12 protein-coding genes and 1 pseudogene are annotated in these 14,393 nt (G+C 69.8%); 10 read left to right on the top strand and 3 right to left on the bottom strand.

Annotation, left to right across the window (positions count from 1 at the left end; translation table 11 throughout):
* Window positions 1-4: 4 nt before the first annotated feature.
* Entirely contained in the window at window positions 5-2,149 is a 2,145-nt protein-coding gene (locus A5740_RS16955) for an FUSC family protein (RefSeq protein ID WP_076195771.1), read from the bottom strand.
* Between the two features lie 11 nt (window positions 2,150-2,160).
* A complete protein-coding gene (locus A5740_RS16950; RefSeq protein WP_076195769.1) occupies window positions 2,161-2,736 on the bottom strand; it encodes a TetR/AcrR family transcriptional regulator in 576 nt (191 codons plus the stop codon).
* Window positions 2,737-2,858: 122 nt separating this feature from the next.
* On the opposite strand from A5740_RS16950, the gene A5740_RS16945 reads away from it, so the two are divergent.
* From A5740_RS16945 to A5740_RS16935, 3 genes are all read left to right on the top strand, one after another.
* On the top strand, window positions 2,859-3,494 hold the full coding sequence (locus tag A5740_RS16945; RefSeq protein WP_076196011.1) for a TetR/AcrR family transcriptional regulator: 636 nt from the start codon (window positions 2,859-2,861) through the stop codon (window positions 3,492-3,494).
* A gap of 72 nt (window positions 3,495-3,566) precedes the next feature.
* A complete protein-coding gene (locus A5740_RS16940) occupies window positions 3,567-4,529 on the top strand; it encodes a class I SAM-dependent methyltransferase (RefSeq protein WP_076195767.1) in 963 nt (320 codons plus the stop codon).
* On the top strand, window positions 4,526-5,458 hold the full coding sequence (locus tag A5740_RS16935; protein WP_076195765.1) for a class I SAM-dependent methyltransferase: 933 nt from the start codon (window positions 4,526-4,528) through the stop codon (window positions 5,456-5,458). Before A5740_RS16940 ends, A5740_RS16935 begins: the two co-directional genes overlap by 4 nt.
* A 65-nt stretch (window positions 5,459-5,523) precedes the next feature.
* Here A5740_RS16935 and A5740_RS16930 read toward each other — a convergent pair whose 3' ends face one another.
* Window positions 5,524-5,721, bottom strand: a complete 198-nt coding sequence (locus tag A5740_RS16930; protein WP_076195763.1) for a hypothetical protein — start codon at window positions 5,719-5,721, stop codon at window positions 5,524-5,526.
* A 191-nt stretch (window positions 5,722-5,912) separates the two neighbouring features.
* On the opposite strand from A5740_RS16930, the gene A5740_RS16925 reads away from it, so the two are divergent.
* From A5740_RS16925 to A5740_RS29400, 7 genes and pseudogenes are all read left to right on the top strand, one after another.
* Entirely contained in the window at window positions 5,913-6,776 is an 864-nt protein-coding gene (locus A5740_RS16925; RefSeq protein ID WP_076195761.1) for an SDR family oxidoreductase, read from the top strand.
* A 5-nt stretch (window positions 6,777-6,781) separates the two neighbouring features.
* Entirely contained in the window at window positions 6,782-7,747 is a 966-nt protein-coding gene (locus A5740_RS16920; RefSeq protein ID WP_076195759.1) for an NADPH:quinone oxidoreductase family protein, read from the top strand.
* A 41-nt stretch (window positions 7,748-7,788) separates the two neighbouring features.
* Complete coding sequence (locus tag A5740_RS16915; protein WP_076195757.1) at window positions 7,789-8,511, top strand: methyltransferase domain-containing protein; 723 nt, start codon at window positions 7,789-7,791, stop codon at window positions 8,509-8,511.
* Window positions 8,508-8,996, top strand: a complete 489-nt coding sequence (locus A5740_RS16910; protein WP_076196009.1) for a DUF456 domain-containing protein — start codon at window positions 8,508-8,510, stop codon at window positions 8,994-8,996. The genes A5740_RS16915 and A5740_RS16910 overlap by 4 nt, the downstream gene beginning before the upstream one ends.
* Window positions 8,993-9,541 (top strand): YceI family protein, encoded by a 549-nt coding sequence (locus tag A5740_RS16905; protein ID WP_076195755.1) that lies wholly within the window; start codon window positions 8,993-8,995, stop codon window positions 9,539-9,541. Before A5740_RS16910 ends, A5740_RS16905 begins: the two co-directional genes overlap by 4 nt.
* A gap of 116 nt (window positions 9,542-9,657) precedes the next feature.
* Window positions 9,658-10,116: a hypothetical protein gene (locus tag A5740_RS16900; protein ID WP_076195753.1), complete on the top strand. Its 459-nt coding sequence runs from the start codon at window positions 9,658-9,660 to the stop codon at window positions 10,114-10,116.
* An 83-nt stretch (window positions 10,117-10,199) separates the two neighbouring features.
* Window positions 10,200-14,297 (top strand): annotated as a pseudogene (locus A5740_RS29400) (HAD-IC family P-type ATPase); the annotation flags it as partial.
* Window positions 14,298-14,393 lie beyond the last annotated feature (96 nt).

Genomic DNA, 14,393 nt, shown 5'->3' with positions numbered 1-14,393 from the left:
CGGACTAACCCACCGACTCGGCGGGCTGCGGGTAGAGCAGCTCCAGCTCGCCGAGATGCGCCGCCGCCGTCACCAGCGGCAGGGCCGCCGAGACCGCCAGGTCGGTTCCGGTGGCCTCGGCGCGTAGTGACACCACGAAACTCTCCCCGATCGGCACCAGCGTCGAGGTGGTGTCGGCTCGGGTGAGCCGGGCGCAGATCGCCGCGGCGTGCTCCTCGATCACCGCACGGGTGCCCGGGTAGACGCCCAGTGGCGGGGGCACCACGTCGGCGATCAGCTCGGCGGCGGCACGGACCCGATTGGCCCGGTTGGCCGCCCGCACCACCGGGGCGCGTTGGTCACTGGGCCCACCGTTCTCCGAAAGATATTGGCGCACTGCATCATCGAGGGTGCGTGAGGCGGCGAGATTGCGGTGGCTCAACGTGATGACGCGGTTGGTGGCTTCCTCTGAGGCGCCCCGGGTGACGCGAACCACCGCCGCCTGCAAAAACTGGGCTCCCATGTCGCGGGCCCGGTCGACAGCCTTGGACACCGATGCCGTGGCGCCGCGCGGCCACAACAGCAGCGACACCACGATCCCCACGAGCGCGCCGAGGACCACGTCCTCGACCCGGATCAACCCCACCCGCCAGCCGGTCGGGGCGATCAGGTTGAAGTTGATCAGCACCATCATCGTGAACGCCGCCTGCCCGGCGACGAACGATCCCACCTTGGGCACGTAGGCCGAGCCGAATGCGACCAGCGGCAACAGAATCCACATCACCACCGGCTCCACACCGAGCAACTCGATGACCACCGCGCCGAGGACGAACCCGATGGCCGTCCCGGCCACCGCCCGCAGCACCCGCGTCCCGGTGTCCAGTGCGCTGCTGCGCAGCACCGACATCGCGCCCAACACCACCCAGAATCCGTGCTGCACCGGGAAGACGTGCGTGACGGCCACCGCGAGAGCCAACCCCAGCCCGGTGCGCAGGCTGTTACGCAGCACCACCGCGCGGGCGGCCACCAGCCCACGGGTGATCGCGGCGACGGCGACGGTCTCGGGCATCACCCAGTCCGCGGCGCCGGTGGTGGGCAGGCGCCGGCCCAACACCCGGGCCCACACCGGGCGCGCATCGGCCAGCGCGGCATTGCCGATCACCCGCCCGGTGACGGCGATGGTGGCCGAAATGGTGCGACGCACCAACAGGTTCCGTCCGACCTCGACCACGGCGGCGTCGTCGGCGGTGCCCAGGATCTGGGTGATGTCGTCGCGGTAGTTGCCCTGAGCCACGGTGCGCTGCTCGGCCAGGGCGGCGCGCAGATCGGCGCTGCGGGCGGCCCGCTCGGCGCGGTCGGTGATGCGCAGCAGCGCAGCGCTGTCCCGCAGGACCCGCACCGCCGGATCACGCATCGCGCCGAGCCGTTCGCCGGTGTTGTCGGTGACCTGGTCGCAGATCCAGCCCAGATCGTCGACGACGCGGACCAGGGCGCGGCTGCCGGCGGTGAGCGCGACGGGCCGGTAGTCGGCGCCCAGGAAGCTTTCATAGAGCGCATTCATCGCGCGCGTGACGTCGCGATCGGAGGCTTGGCCTTCGAGTCGGTCGGCCAACAACTGGCACACCTGGGCCGCGTGGCGACGCAGCTCGTCGTGGTGGCGGGGCCGGAACAGGAACAGCGCGGCCGGCACACAGATCACCAGGGCGATGAGCCAGCCCAGCAACCGCTCCGGGATGGGACCCACAGGTGTACACAGCGGCAGCACGAACAACAGCAGGGTGGCTCGCTGGCCAGCGGCGACGATCTCGCTGAGCACGCCGGAGAACGACACCACCACGCCGACGACGAACATCGCGGCCACGCTCAGCCAGGGATGCGGGGCCAGCACGGTGCCGAGCACGATCAACACGGCGCCGTTGAACGCCAGACCGCCGTAGGCCAGGGCGCGGGCCGGCCGGTTACCCGGGAAATCCGCGGTGATCAGGACGGAGACCGCGCCGAAGATCGCGAACAACGGTGTCTGGGAATCCCCGCCGACGGCGAAGCCGATCGCGGCGGCGATGGGCAGCACGATGGCCGCGCGCAGGGCACGACGCAGCGCGTCGTAGTCAGGATCTTTATCCCGAAGGCGGTCAGCTGCCCGGCGCCAGATTTCGGCCGGGGTCAGCATGATCGCCGATGTTAGACGGGTTCGTCGGATCCGGCGCCGGGAGCGAACCGGCCCGCTTCGAGCGCGTCGCGCATCTGGGTGGTGATCCACCGCAGGGTGTCGGTGTCGCGCGGCAAAGTGCTCTGCTCGAAGCCCACGATGAGGAACACACCCCAGGCCGCGAAGTACCGCGCATTGCGCTCGTCGCCGATCAGCTCGAGGGCGGATTCGAAGAGGATGTCGAAACGCAGCTGGTCCACCACGGCCTGGACGGCGTAGACGTCAGGATCCAGTGAGCTCCACACCCGGATCGCGGCCTCGGCGCCGTGGGGCAGATCGAGGGTCTCGACGATCAGGGTTTCGATGCGGTGGTGGGGGTCTTTGTCGGCGCGGACGGCTTCGACCACCCGCAGGGTGCGGGCCTCCCGCCAGTGCGCGATCAGTTCGCGGGTGTAGGACGCCCAGTTCGGAAAGTAGTGATAGAAGGAGCCGGTGGTCACTCCGAGCCGGTTGCACACCTCGGCGAGCTTGAGCCCGCCGTAGCCCAGATCGGACAACACATCCAGCCCGATTTCGAAGTACGACTCCCTTGAAGCAACCCCCGCCATGAAAGTCAACGCTAGTCGCCGTCAATTTTGGGATGCGTCGGGCCTTTGCTGGTCAGCCGGTTGTCAGTGACGGCCAGATGACAGCGTCCGACGTCTCAGGTGACGTGTGGCACAATTCGAACGTGGCCCACATCGCGAGTCGGGGACCGGGGCGTCCGCCCGCAGCAAAGGCGGCTGAAACCCGGGAACGCATCGTGCACGCGGCTCGCGAAGTTTTCAGCGAACTGGGTTATGACGCGGCCACATTCCAGGCGATCGCGATCCGCGCGGATCTCACGCGCCCCGCGATCAACCACTACTTCAGCAGCAAGCGGGTTCTGTACCGCGATGTGGTCGAGCAGACCAATGCGAAGGTGATTGACGCGGGCATTGCCAAGGCCCGGGAGGCCAGCACCCTGCTGTCGCGGATATCGACGTTCTTCGCCGCGGCGATGGACGTCAAATCCACCGACCGCTCGGCGGCGGCGTTCCTGGTCACCTCGGTACTCGAGGCCCAGCGCCACCCGGAGTTGGTGTCCGAGGAGCACGATGCGCTGCGAAGCTCCCGAGAGTTCGTGCGATGGGCTGTCGACGATGCGGTGGAACGCGGTGAGTTGAGCACCGACACCGACATCCCGGCCATCGTGGAGATGCTGGTCGCGGTGATGTGGGGGATGGGTTTCTACGCCGGTTATGTGGGTCACGGCGAAGATGTGGCGGCCATCGTCGACAAGTTCGAGCTGCTGTTGGCGAACAAGCTGTGGCAATTACGTGATTGATCCGCGATTTCCGTGAGGTCGCCCACATAGCCGTATAGCTTGGCTAACTTCTTCGGTAGCATGGCTTGGCAAATGACTGATCTGAGCGACGTGCGGCCGGTTCGGGTCGCGGGCGACAGTTGGGACATCACCGAGAGTGTCGGGGCCACCGCGTTGGGCGTGGCTGCCTCCCGCGCCGCCGAGACCGCACAAGACGATCCGCTGATCCGCGACGAGTTCGCCTTCCTGCTGGTGGCCGCCGCCGGCCCGGCCTGGGCCCAGTTGGCCTGCAGCGAGCCTCACTGGATCGGTGAGGATCCGGAATCCCACCGGATCCACGAGATGGCCCGCAACTACCAGGCGGTGCGCACCCACTACTTCGACGACTACTTCACCGAGGTCACCCACGAAGGCATCCGCCAGGTCGTCATCCTGGCCGCCGGCCTGGATTCCCGCGCCTTCCGGTTGGAGTGGCCGGCCGGCACCACGGTGTACGAGATCGACCAGCCCAAGGTGCTCGACTACAAGACCGCGACGCTGCAGGCCCACACCGCGGTGCCCCGTGCGCAGCATGTGCCGGTGCCGGTCGACCTGCGCGACGACTGGCCCGCCGCGCTGCGTGACGCGGGGTTCGACCCGACGCAACCCACCGCCTGGCTGGCCGAGGGCCTGCTGCCGTATCTGCCGGCCGAGGCCCAGGACCGGCTGTTCGACGTCGTCAGCGCCCACAGCGCACCGGGGAGCCGGATCGCGGTCGAGGCCTTCGTGATGGATCCGGACCGCTACACCCCCGAGAAGCGTGCGCAGCGTCGCGCCCGCGGCGAGCACATGCGCACTTCCCTGGGCCTGGATCTCGACGTCGACGCCCTGATGTACACCGATGACGAGCGGGCCGACGCCGCCGAGTGGCTGGCCGCGCACGGCTGGGACGTCGATGCGGTGGCCGCCGCCGAGGAGATGGCCCGGTTGGGCCGCCCGGCTGATGTGGCGGAACTGGCCGAACTCGGTTTGGACAGCGTGCTCTTGCGCGCCCGATTGGGCGGAGAAACCCGATGAGCTCACTGCGCAGCCACGACGACACCTGGGACATCGCCACCAGCGTGGGCTCGACGGCCGTCATGGTGGCCGCCGCCCGCGCCGGCGAGACCGAGCGGGAGAACCCGTTGATCCGCGACCCGTATGCGGCGATCCTCGTCGCCGGTGCCGGCACCGGGGTGTGGGAAACCCTGCTGGATCAGGATGTCGCCAACAAGATTGAAGAGGTGGACGCCGAAGCCGCCAAGATCTTCGAGCACATGGGCAGCTACCAGGCCGTGCGCACCCACTTCTTCGACGAGTACTTCACCAAGGCCGCCGAGGCCGGCATCCGCCAGATCGTCATCCTGGCCTCCGGGTTGGACTCGCGTGCCTATCGGCTGGACTGGCCGGCGGGCACCACGGTGTTCGAGATCGACCAGCCCAAGGTGCTCGAGTACAAGGCCGAGACGTTGGCCGCGCATGGGGCGCAGCCGTCCGCGCAGCGCCGTGAGGTCGCCATCGACCTGCGCCAGGATTGGCCGAAGGCGTTGCGGGAGGCTGGCTTTGACGACACCGCACCGACAGCGTGGCTGGCCGAGGGGCTGTTGATGTACCTGCCGGCCGATGCCCAGGATCGGCTGTTCGAGCTCGTCACCGAGTTGTCGGCACCGGGCAGCCGGATCGCCGCCGAGACGGCCGGGGTGACGGCCAGCGAGCGCCGCGAGGAGATGCGGGAGCGCTTCGAGCGTTTCGCGGCTCAGTTCAACATGGAGCAGGCGCTGAACGTCCAGGACCTGATCTACGAAGATCCCGACCGGGCCGATGTCGCCGAGTGGCTCGGTGCCCACGGTTGGCGGGCCGACGGTGTGCACTCCCTCGACGAGATGCGTCGGCTCGGTCGCTACGTCGAGCTTGAGCATGACGACAAGGGAGCGTTCTCGACGTTCGTCACCGCCGAACGGCTCTGAGCTTTCCGCTGACAACAAAAAGGGGCGCCCCGATCATGGGGCGCCCCTTGCTTGTTCGCCGTGCTTCAGCGGCCGACGTTCATGCTGGAGAGGTTGATGCTGGTGTGCTTCACGGTGTTGTCGACCTGCGGCACCTGAGCCTTCTGGTGCAGCTGGTGTACCCAGATGTGGTGGTCGACGCCGGCGGAGGCCGGGGCGGCCAGACCCAGGACGGCGGTGGTCAGTCCGGCGGCGATGGCTGCGGTGAATCCGAGCTTCTTCATGTTCGTTCCCTCTTCCAGATCTCGCTTTCTTGACTCATTCAACTTAAGCAAATCTGGAATGATTCCAAAATAAACCCGCTGGAGCCGTGATAGTGGTCACTCGCCGACCCGGTGCGCCGACCACGAGGCAGCCGCCGTATACAAGAGGGGAGCTGAGCCGTATTTCCGGCCCGTACCGAGGAGGAATCCCCATGCCAGGAGTGCAGGACCGCGTCGTCGTCGTCACCGGAGCCGGTGGCGGTCTCGGTCGTGAATACGCCCTGACGCTCGCCCGCGAGGGTGCCAGCGTCGTCGTCAACGATCTCGGTGGTGCCCGCGACGGCACCGGCGCCGGCCACAACATGGCCGACGAGGTGGTCAACGAGATCAAGGCCGCCGGCGGACGGGCCGTGGCCAACTACGACAGCGTGGCCGAGCCCGAGGGCGCCGAGAACATCATCAAGACCGCCATCGACGAGTTCGGCAAGGTCGACGGCGTGGTCAGCAACGCCGGCATCCTGCGTGACGGCACTTTCCACAAGATGACGTTCGAGAACTGGGACGCCGTCCTCAAGGTGCACCTCTACGGCGGCTACAACGTCATCCGCGCCGCCTGGCCGCACTTCCGTGAGCAGAGCTTCGGGCGCGTCGTCGTCGCCACCTCCACGAGCGGCCTGTTCGGTAACTTCGGCCAGGCCAACTACGGTGCCGCCAAGCTCGGCCTGGTCGGCCTGATCAACACGCTGGCCCAGGAAGGCGCCAAGTACAACATCAAGACCAACGCCGTCGCCCCGATCGCGGCCACCCGCATGACGCAGGACATCCTGCCGCCCGAGGTGTTCGAGAAGCTCACCCCGGAGTACGTGGCCCCGGTGGTGGCCTACCTGATGACCGAGGAACTGCCCGATACCGATTCGATCTTCATCGTCGGTGGCGGCAAGGTTCAGCGCACCGCGCTGTTCCAGAACGAGGGCATGACCTTCTCCAGCGTGCCGTCGGTGGACGACATCGCTGCCAAGTGGGGCGAGATCACCGATCTGTCCGCGGCCCAGCAGGCATCGTTCAAGCTGGGATAGAACAAGTGAAAGCGCTTGTCGCGCAGGCACTTACCGGCACGTCCGGGTTGGCGTACGTCGACGTCGAGGAGCCGACTCCAGGGGATGCGGTCATCATCGACGTCGGCGCCGCCGGCGTCTGCTTCCCCGATCTGCTGTTGCTGCGCGGCGAGTACCAGCTGCGGCTGGAACCGCCGTTCACGCCCGGCATGGAGGTGGCCGGAACGGTGCGTTCGGCGCCCGAAGGCTCCGGTTTCACGCCGGGGCAACGGGTTTCGGCGTTCTCGATGATCGGCGGGTACGCCGAGCAGGTGGCGGCCGTACCGGCCAACGTGATCCCCACCGCCGACGGGCTCGACGACGGCGAGGCGGCCTCACTGCTGGGCAATTACTACACGATGCAGTTCGCGCTGGCCCGCCGCGGCGGGCTGGTGGCGGGCGAGACCGTGCTGGTGCTCGGCTCGGCCGGCGGCATAGGTGCCGCGTCGATCCAATTGGCCAAGGCCATGGGCGCCAAGGTGATCGCCATGGTGCACCGGTCCGGCGCCGAGGAGTTCGTCTCGTCGCTCGGTGCCGATGTGGTGTTGCCGCTGACCGATGGCTGGCGTGAGGCCGTGCTGGAAGCCACCGGCGGGCAAGGCGTCGATCTGGTGGTCGATCCGATCGGAGGCCCGGCCTTCGACGACGCCATCCGGGTGCTGGCTCCCGAAGGCCGGCTGCTGGTCATCGGTTTCGCCGCCGGCGGCGGGATCCCGACGGTGAAGGTGAACCGGCTGCTGCTGCGCAACGTCAGCGTGGTCGGAGTGGGCTGGGGCGAGTTCGTGCGCCGTCACCCCGAAGCCCAGGCCCAGGTGGGTGCCGAGTTGAACACGCTCGTCGCCGCCGGACTGCGCCCGCCCCCACCGGTGCGGTACCCGCTGGCCGAGGGGGCGGCTGCCCTCGAGGCACTGGCGAACGGCGCGGTGCGCGGCAAGCTGGTCCTGGAACCGTGATGACGGTCCGCGCCGCCCGACCCGATGCGTAGCGTGGAAGCGTGGACACCGCATCGAGTCGGGCATTGACCAAGGCGCTGGAACTTCTCGCCGATCCACCGGCCCAGCCCGACGTCAGCAAGGGATATCTCGACCTGTTGGGGACGGGCAGCGACGCCCCGAAGAACTCCGGCTTCATCCAGAAGGTGTGGGCCTCCCCGCTCGGGTCGAAGCTGTACGACAACGCCCAGGCGCTGGGGCGCAGGCTCATGACGGCGTGGCAGGAGCCCACCGAATGGCTGAACATTCCGCCGGGGGGCATCGCCCTCGACGTCGGCAGTGGCCCCGGCAACGTGACCGCTGCGCTGGCGCGGGCGGCCGGTCTCGACGGGATCGCGCTCGGCGTCGACATCTCCGAACCGATGCTGGCGCGTGCGGTCGAGGCGGAGGCGGGCCGACAGGTCGGTTTCCTGCGCGCCGACGCCCAGAAGCTCCCGTTCCGTGACGACGTCTTCGACGCGGTCACCTCGATCGCGGTGGTGCAGTTGATCCCCGATGCCGAGGCGGCGTTGGCGGAGATGGTGCGCGTGCTGCGCCCCGGGGGCCGCATCGCGGTCATGGTGCCGACGGCGACGGACCGCGGCCCGGCCCGCCTGCTGGCGAAGGGGGGTGCCCGGTTCTTCGGTGAGGACGAGCTCGCCGATGAGTTCGAGCGGCTCGGCTTGCAGCGGGTGCGGTCCAAGAGCATGGGCGCCATGCAGTGGGTGCGTGGGCAGAAACCGTGAGCACTCTCGGGATTGTTCTCGTCGCGTTGGTGATCGCTGTCGGGCTCGTCGGCATCGTGCTGCCGGTACTGCCCGGCGGTGGCTTTCTGGTGTTCGCGGCGATCGCGGTGTGGGCGATCGTCGAGGGCGGCCCCGTCGCGTGGGTCACGCTGGCGGTGGCGGCCGTGTTCTTCGTGACCGCCGAGGTGATCAAGTACGTCTGGCCGGTACGGCGGATGCGCGCCGCGGAAGTGCGCACCTGGAGCCTGGTGGCCGGCGGTGTGCTCGGTCTGATCGGCTTCTTCGTCATCCCGGTGATCGGGCTGGTGATCGGATTCGTTTTGGGCGTGTACCTGGCCGAACTGGCCGTGCGCCATGACAACCGCCGGGCCTGGGCGTCAACCGTCCACGCCCTCAAGGGCGTTGCGCTGTCGGTCGGGGTCGAGCTGGCGGGTGCATTGCTGGCCACCGTCACCTGGGTGACGGGTCTGGTGCTCGCCTCATGACGCAATGGACCCTCGGTCCCGAGTCGGGTGAACTGCTGCTGCACACCGGTGTCACCGGAAGTGCCGCCCGCATGGGCCACCGGCTGACCCTCACACCCAGGTCCTGGCAGGCGGTCGTGGAGTGGGACGGGGACCGGCCTTCGGGGGTGGAAATGACCGTCGACCTCGGGTCCCTGGACGTGGTGCGCGGCGACGGTGGGCTGACCCCGCTGACGGGCGCGGAGAAGACGCTGATCCGGTCCAACGCATTGAAGACCTTGCGGGCCAAGAAGTTCGGTCAGGCGCACTTCGCGACGACGGAGATCAACGCTGACGGCGATTCGCTACGGTTGACGGGAACGCTCGACCTGAACGGGCACACCGGGTCGCAGGCCGTGCAGGTACAGGTGCAGGAGGCCGGCGATTCCTGGCGACTCTCGGGTGAGGCGCAGGTGCGGCACACCGACTTCGGCGTCAAACAGTTTTCGATGCTGATGGGCGCGATGAAGGTCGCCGACGAGGTGCGCGTGACGTTGGCCTCGACCGTTCCGCGAGACGCTCTCTGACCGGAGTCGCCCGGCCGCCCGACGATCTGCCAACTTCCTGTCAGCCTCGCCCGAGATGGGTGTAGAGCACCGGTGAAGGGGGTAGTTGTTGAGACGGTGAAGTGAGGAGTCCGATCGTGAACATCGTCTCAGGCGCCGTGCAGGCGGTCAGCCGCACCGCGGACGCCACCACCGCAACCGCAGGCGCGATCGGCGGCGCTGCAGTCAACGGAGTGGTCGGGGGAATCAAAGGGGTCGGCTCGGGTATTCGCAGCGGGATGAGCCAAGGCAGCAGATCCCCGGCCGCAGCCGCCCTCACCCTGGCCGCGGTCGGAGCGGCCGGCCTCGTCGAGTGGCCGGTATTGCTGACCGTCGGCGGCGCGGCTCTGGTTGTCCACCAACTGAATCAGCGCAACGGCGAGGGCGGGGCCGAGGAACCCGACGAATCCTCGGAATCGCGTCCGGCCACCCGGGCACCCAAACGCGGCGCGGCCACCAAGCGGTCGCCGTCCGGGACCTCGACGCGCACCACCGCCAAGTCGTCGGGCCGCCGCTCGTCCACGCGACGCACCGGTACGGCTGCCCGCGCTAAGTGATCACTGCGCTCGGCCGGATCGTCAACGGCGCGGCTGCCCTGGCTGCGACGCCGGTACAGACCGCCTTGGCCGCCGCAGCCGAGATGGTCGGCGGAACGCCGTCCCGCCGGAGTTGGCGCGGCAACGGCCGCTGCTGGATCGAGGTGCGCGGTCTGCACACCGACGGCGGTCGGCGCATCGGCGCCGCGGTGCTGCGGGAGATCCGTGACCTGCCCGGTGTGCGCACGGTGCAGCTGAACTATCCGCTGTCCCGGGTGATCGTCGAACTCGACGAGGCCGCACCAGATGCGTTCGGCCTGCCCGGGCTGTGCGATGCCGTGGCGGGCGCCGAAGCGGGTGAACCGGACACCGAGCCGGCACCAGGACCCACCGATCTGCCGGGTGACGGAATCCTGCTGGCGCTCAAGGGTATTACGGCAGCGGTCGGTGGAATCGGGCTCGGTGTCGCGACGGTCGGCCGCGTGATGCCGCTGCCCCGGCTGCCGGCCGGCCTGGCCGCGGTCGTCAGCGCCGTCGACTACCAGCCCAGGGTGCGGGCGCTCGTGGAAACCCGGCTGGGCCAGCCGGCCGCCGACGCGGTGCTCAGCGTCGGCGCCGCCACCGTCTACGCGCTCACCCAGGCCCCGGCGACAGTCGCCGTCGAGTTCGTTCGCCATCTGTCCCAGCTCGCCGAAACCGCCTCGGGCGCCAACGCGTGGCTGACCCACGAACCTCGCCTTGCCGCCCACGCCGACTGCCGCGTCGTCCAGCCGGTGTCACCGCGGCCATGTCCGCTGCCCGACGGCGTGGTGGAGCGACACGCGAACCGCTGCGCGCAGGCCCAGGCCGCCGCGGCCGCCTCCATCGGTCTGCTGACCCGGGATGTCGGTGCGGCCGCGACCGCCGCCGTCGTCACCGCGCCCAAGGCGGCCCGCAATTCCCGCGAGGCGTTCGCCAGCACGCTGGGACGAGGCGCGGCGGATCGTTTCGGCGTCCTGCCGTTACGCCCCGACGCGTTACGCCTTCTGGACCGGATCGATGCCGTGGTGGTTGATCCCCGCGTGCTGGTCACCGACGAGTTGCGGGTGGGGCAGTTCCGCGAGGTGGCCGAGTCCGACCGCGCCGCGGTGTGGCAGTGGGCGCAGAGCCGGCTGGACGCGGGGGCGTGGGACGTCGGGTGGCACCGGGTGGCCGCGGCATTCGCGGCCTCCGAGCGCAAGGGCCGGACCCGCGCCCGGGTTTTGGTGCGCCACAGCCACCACCCGCTCGCGCACAGCGTGCTGTCCGAAATCCGCCGGGCCGGTGTCCAGGCGGTGTCGTTGGCCCTCGATGATCTCGGTGATCTGCGGTCCTCGTTCGACGACCTACACCACAGCAACGGGGACGTCGATGCGGCGTTGGCCGACGCGGTCGATGCGCTGCAGCGCGACGGCCGCACCGTGGCCGTGCTGGCGGTGAACGCGTCACGCGCACTCGGTGCCGCCGATCTCGCGATCGGAGTGCTCAACGGGCACACCGGCGTCGAGATTCCCTGGCACGCCGACATTCTCACCGACGACCTGGCCGCGGCGTGGCGGCTCGTGCACGCCATGCCTGCCGCGCGCCGGGCCAGTGAGCGTGGGGTGGAACTCGCCACCGGCAGTACTCTGCTCGGCGCCTTGCTGATGGTGCCCGGGGTGCGGGGCCGTGGTCCCGGTCCGGTGACCGCCGGCGCCGCGGCCGGCCTGGTCTCGGGGTACTGGCAGGCCCGGCGCGTGCTGATGGATCCGGCGCCCAAGGCGGCCGCTTTCGAGGACTGGCACGCGATGACGCCCGAGCAGGTGCAGCGCCGGCTCGCGGATGTTGGTGCGCGAGAAGATGATTCGGGTGCTTTGCAACCCCGCGACGGGCGGCTGTCCCGCCCGTTGGGCGACCTCCTCACGGCGCTGCGGGCGGAGTTGTCCGACCCGCTGACCCCGGTGCTGGCCGTCGGTTCGGCGGCCAGTGCGATGCTCGGCTCCCCGGTGGACGCGGTGCTCGTCGGATCGGTGCTGACCGGCAACGCCATTCTGGCTGCTACCCAACAGGTTCGGGCGGAGCGGTTACTCAGCCGGCTGCTGGCGGTTCAGGATCCGCCGGCCCGTCGGGTGACCCGCGACGGCGGGGGTTACGACAGTGTGCCCGCCAAGCTGTTGCGTCCCGGTGACGTCATCGAGGTGCGCCCCGGAGAAGTGGTGCCCGCCGACGCCCGAATCCTGGAGGAGGTCGATGCCGAGGCCGACGAGGCGTCGCTGACCGGCGAATCGCTACCGGTGCCCAAACAGGTGGCGGCCACGCCCGGGGCCGCCCTGGCCGAACGGCACTGCATGCTGTACGCCACCACCACCTTGGTGGCCGGAACGGTCGTCGCGGTGGTGACCGAGGTGGGTGCCGCGACGCAGGCGCGCCGTGCCAGCGACGTCGGACAGGGCGCCGGCTCGGCCGTCGGCCTGCAGGCGCAACTGCGGGAACTCACCAACCGGGCCCTGCCCTACAGCCTGGCCGGCGGCGCCCTGGTCAGCGGCTTCGGCCTGCTGCGAAAGTTGCCGCTGCACAATGCGGTCGCCAGCGGGGTGGCGGTCGCGGTGGCCGCCGTGCCCGAAGGATTGCCGTTGGTGGCGACGCTGGCGCAGCAGGCCTCGGCCCGACGGCTGACCGACTGCGGTGCGTTGGTGCGCAGCCCGCGATCGGTGGAGGCGCTCGGTCGCGTCGACGTGGTGTGTTTCGACAAGACGGGCACCCTCAGCGCGAACCGCCTACGGGTCGCCCAGGTGCGGGCCCCGGGTGGTCAGGCCACCGAGCAGCAGGTGCTCGACTGCGCGGCCCGCGCCACCCCGCCCAAGAACGGGGAGCAGTACGAGCACGCCACCGACGCGGCCGTCGCCGAGGCCGCCGGTCTGGCGGCGACCGACGAGGTCGGGGTCTACCTTCCGTTCCGCTCCGGCCGCAAATTCTCTGCCGCGATGCTCGGCGACGAACTGCTCGTCAAGGGTGCCCCCGAAGTGGTGCTGGCCGGTTGTGGGGACGTGGGCCCGGCGGTCGGTCGCACCGTCGACGAGATGGCCCGCAACGGCCTGCGGGTGCTCGCGGTGGCGCGGCGGTCGTTGACCACGGCGCAGGCCGCGCGCGCCCGCGACGATGACGACGCCCTCGCCGACCTTTCCGCCGAGAAACTGCAGTTCGTGGGCCTCCTGGGCTTGTCGGACACGCCCCGACCGGAATCCGCCTATGTCTTGAAGTCGTTGCGCCGCAACGGCATCGGTATCCGGCTGATCACCGGGGACCACCCCGTCACCGCGAAGGCGATCGCCGCGGAAATGGGGCTACCGGTCACCGCTGACCAGGTGATGAGCGGGGAGGAATGGGTGGCGATGCCGCGGCGCAGCCAGGAACGCGCCGTTCGCGAACGCCTGGTGTTCGCGCGGATGTCACCCGAACACAAGGTCCAGATCGTGCAGACCCTGGAGCGCACCGGCCAGGTGTGCGCCATGGTCGGTGACGGTGCCAACGACGCCGCCGCCATCCGGGCGGCCACCGTGGGCATCGGGGTGGCCGCCCGCGGCAGCGACCCGGCCCGCAGTTCGGCCGACGTGCTGCTGCTCGACGGGCGAATCGGCGCCCTGATCGATGCGCTGGACGAGGGGCATGAGCTCTGGCGCCGGGTGCAGGCCGCCGTGGCAGTGCTGCTGGGCGGCAATGCCGGCGAGGTGGTGTTCTCGATCGTGGGCAGCGCGCTCACCGGACGCTCGCCACTCAACGCCCGGCAGCTTCTGCTGGTCAACATGATGACCGACGCACTCCCGGCGGCGGCGCTGGCGGTGAGCCCGACGACGCGGACCGCGACCGGCGCCGGTCACGGACCCGATCAGGCCGAGCTGTGGCGCACCGTGGCGATCCGCGGCGCCGCGACGGCCGGCGCGGCCACCGGTGCCTGGTTCTCGGCGGGCTTCTCCCTGGCGCCGCGGCGTGCCTCCACCGTGGCGCTGGTGGCGCTGGTCTCCACCCAACTCGCGCAGACCCTGATCGACTCTCACAGCCCGTTGGTGATCGCCACCGCGGCCGGCTCCCTGGTGTCGTTGGGCGCGGTGATCAGTACACCGGGGGTCAGCCAGCTCTTGGGTTGCACGCCGCTGGACCCGCTCGGGTGGGCGCAGGCGCTGGCCGCGGCCGGGGTGGCCACCGGGATCGCCGCGATCACGCCGCGGCTGGTGCCCCGGCTGATGCAGGTCGGGCGGGCGTCGTCGCCGCCGGATCAGTCGCCGCCGGATCAGTCGTCGCCG

Source organism: Mycobacterium sp. GA-1841 (assembly GCF_001954135.1).
Lineage (GTDB): Bacteria > Actinomycetota > Actinomycetes > Mycobacteriales > Mycobacteriaceae > Mycobacterium.
Note: the sequence above shows the minus strand (reverse complement) of the source record. Positions and strands in the feature narration are given on the sequence as shown.

What these genes read in the sequence shown, in the direction of transcription:
- A5740_RS16955 (WP_076195771.1), bottom strand. Translation starts at nt 2,149, where the DNA reads ATGCTGACCCCGGCCGAAATCTGGCGCCGGGCAGCTGACCGCCTTCGG.
- A5740_RS16950 (WP_076195769.1), bottom strand. Translation starts at nt 2,736, where the DNA reads ATGGCGGGGGTTGCTTCAAGGGAGTCGTACTTCGAAATCGGGCTGGAT.
- A5740_RS16940 (WP_076195767.1), top strand. Translation starts at nt 3,567, where the DNA reads ATGACTGATCTGAGCGACGTGCGGCCGGTTCGGGTCGCGGGCGACAGT.
- A5740_RS16935 (WP_076195765.1), top strand. Translation starts at nt 4,526, where the DNA reads ATGAGCTCACTGCGCAGCCACGACGACACCTGGGACATCGCCACCAGC.
- A5740_RS16930 (WP_076195763.1), bottom strand. Translation starts at nt 5,721, where the DNA reads ATGAAGAAGCTCGGATTCACCGCAGCCATCGCCGCCGGACTGACCACC.
- A5740_RS16925 (WP_076195761.1), top strand. Translation starts at nt 5,913, where the DNA reads ATGCCAGGAGTGCAGGACCGCGTCGTCGTCGTCACCGGAGCCGGTGGC.
- A5740_RS16905 (WP_076195755.1), top strand. Translation starts at nt 8,993, where the DNA reads ATGACGCAATGGACCCTCGGTCCCGAGTCGGGTGAACTGCTGCTGCAC.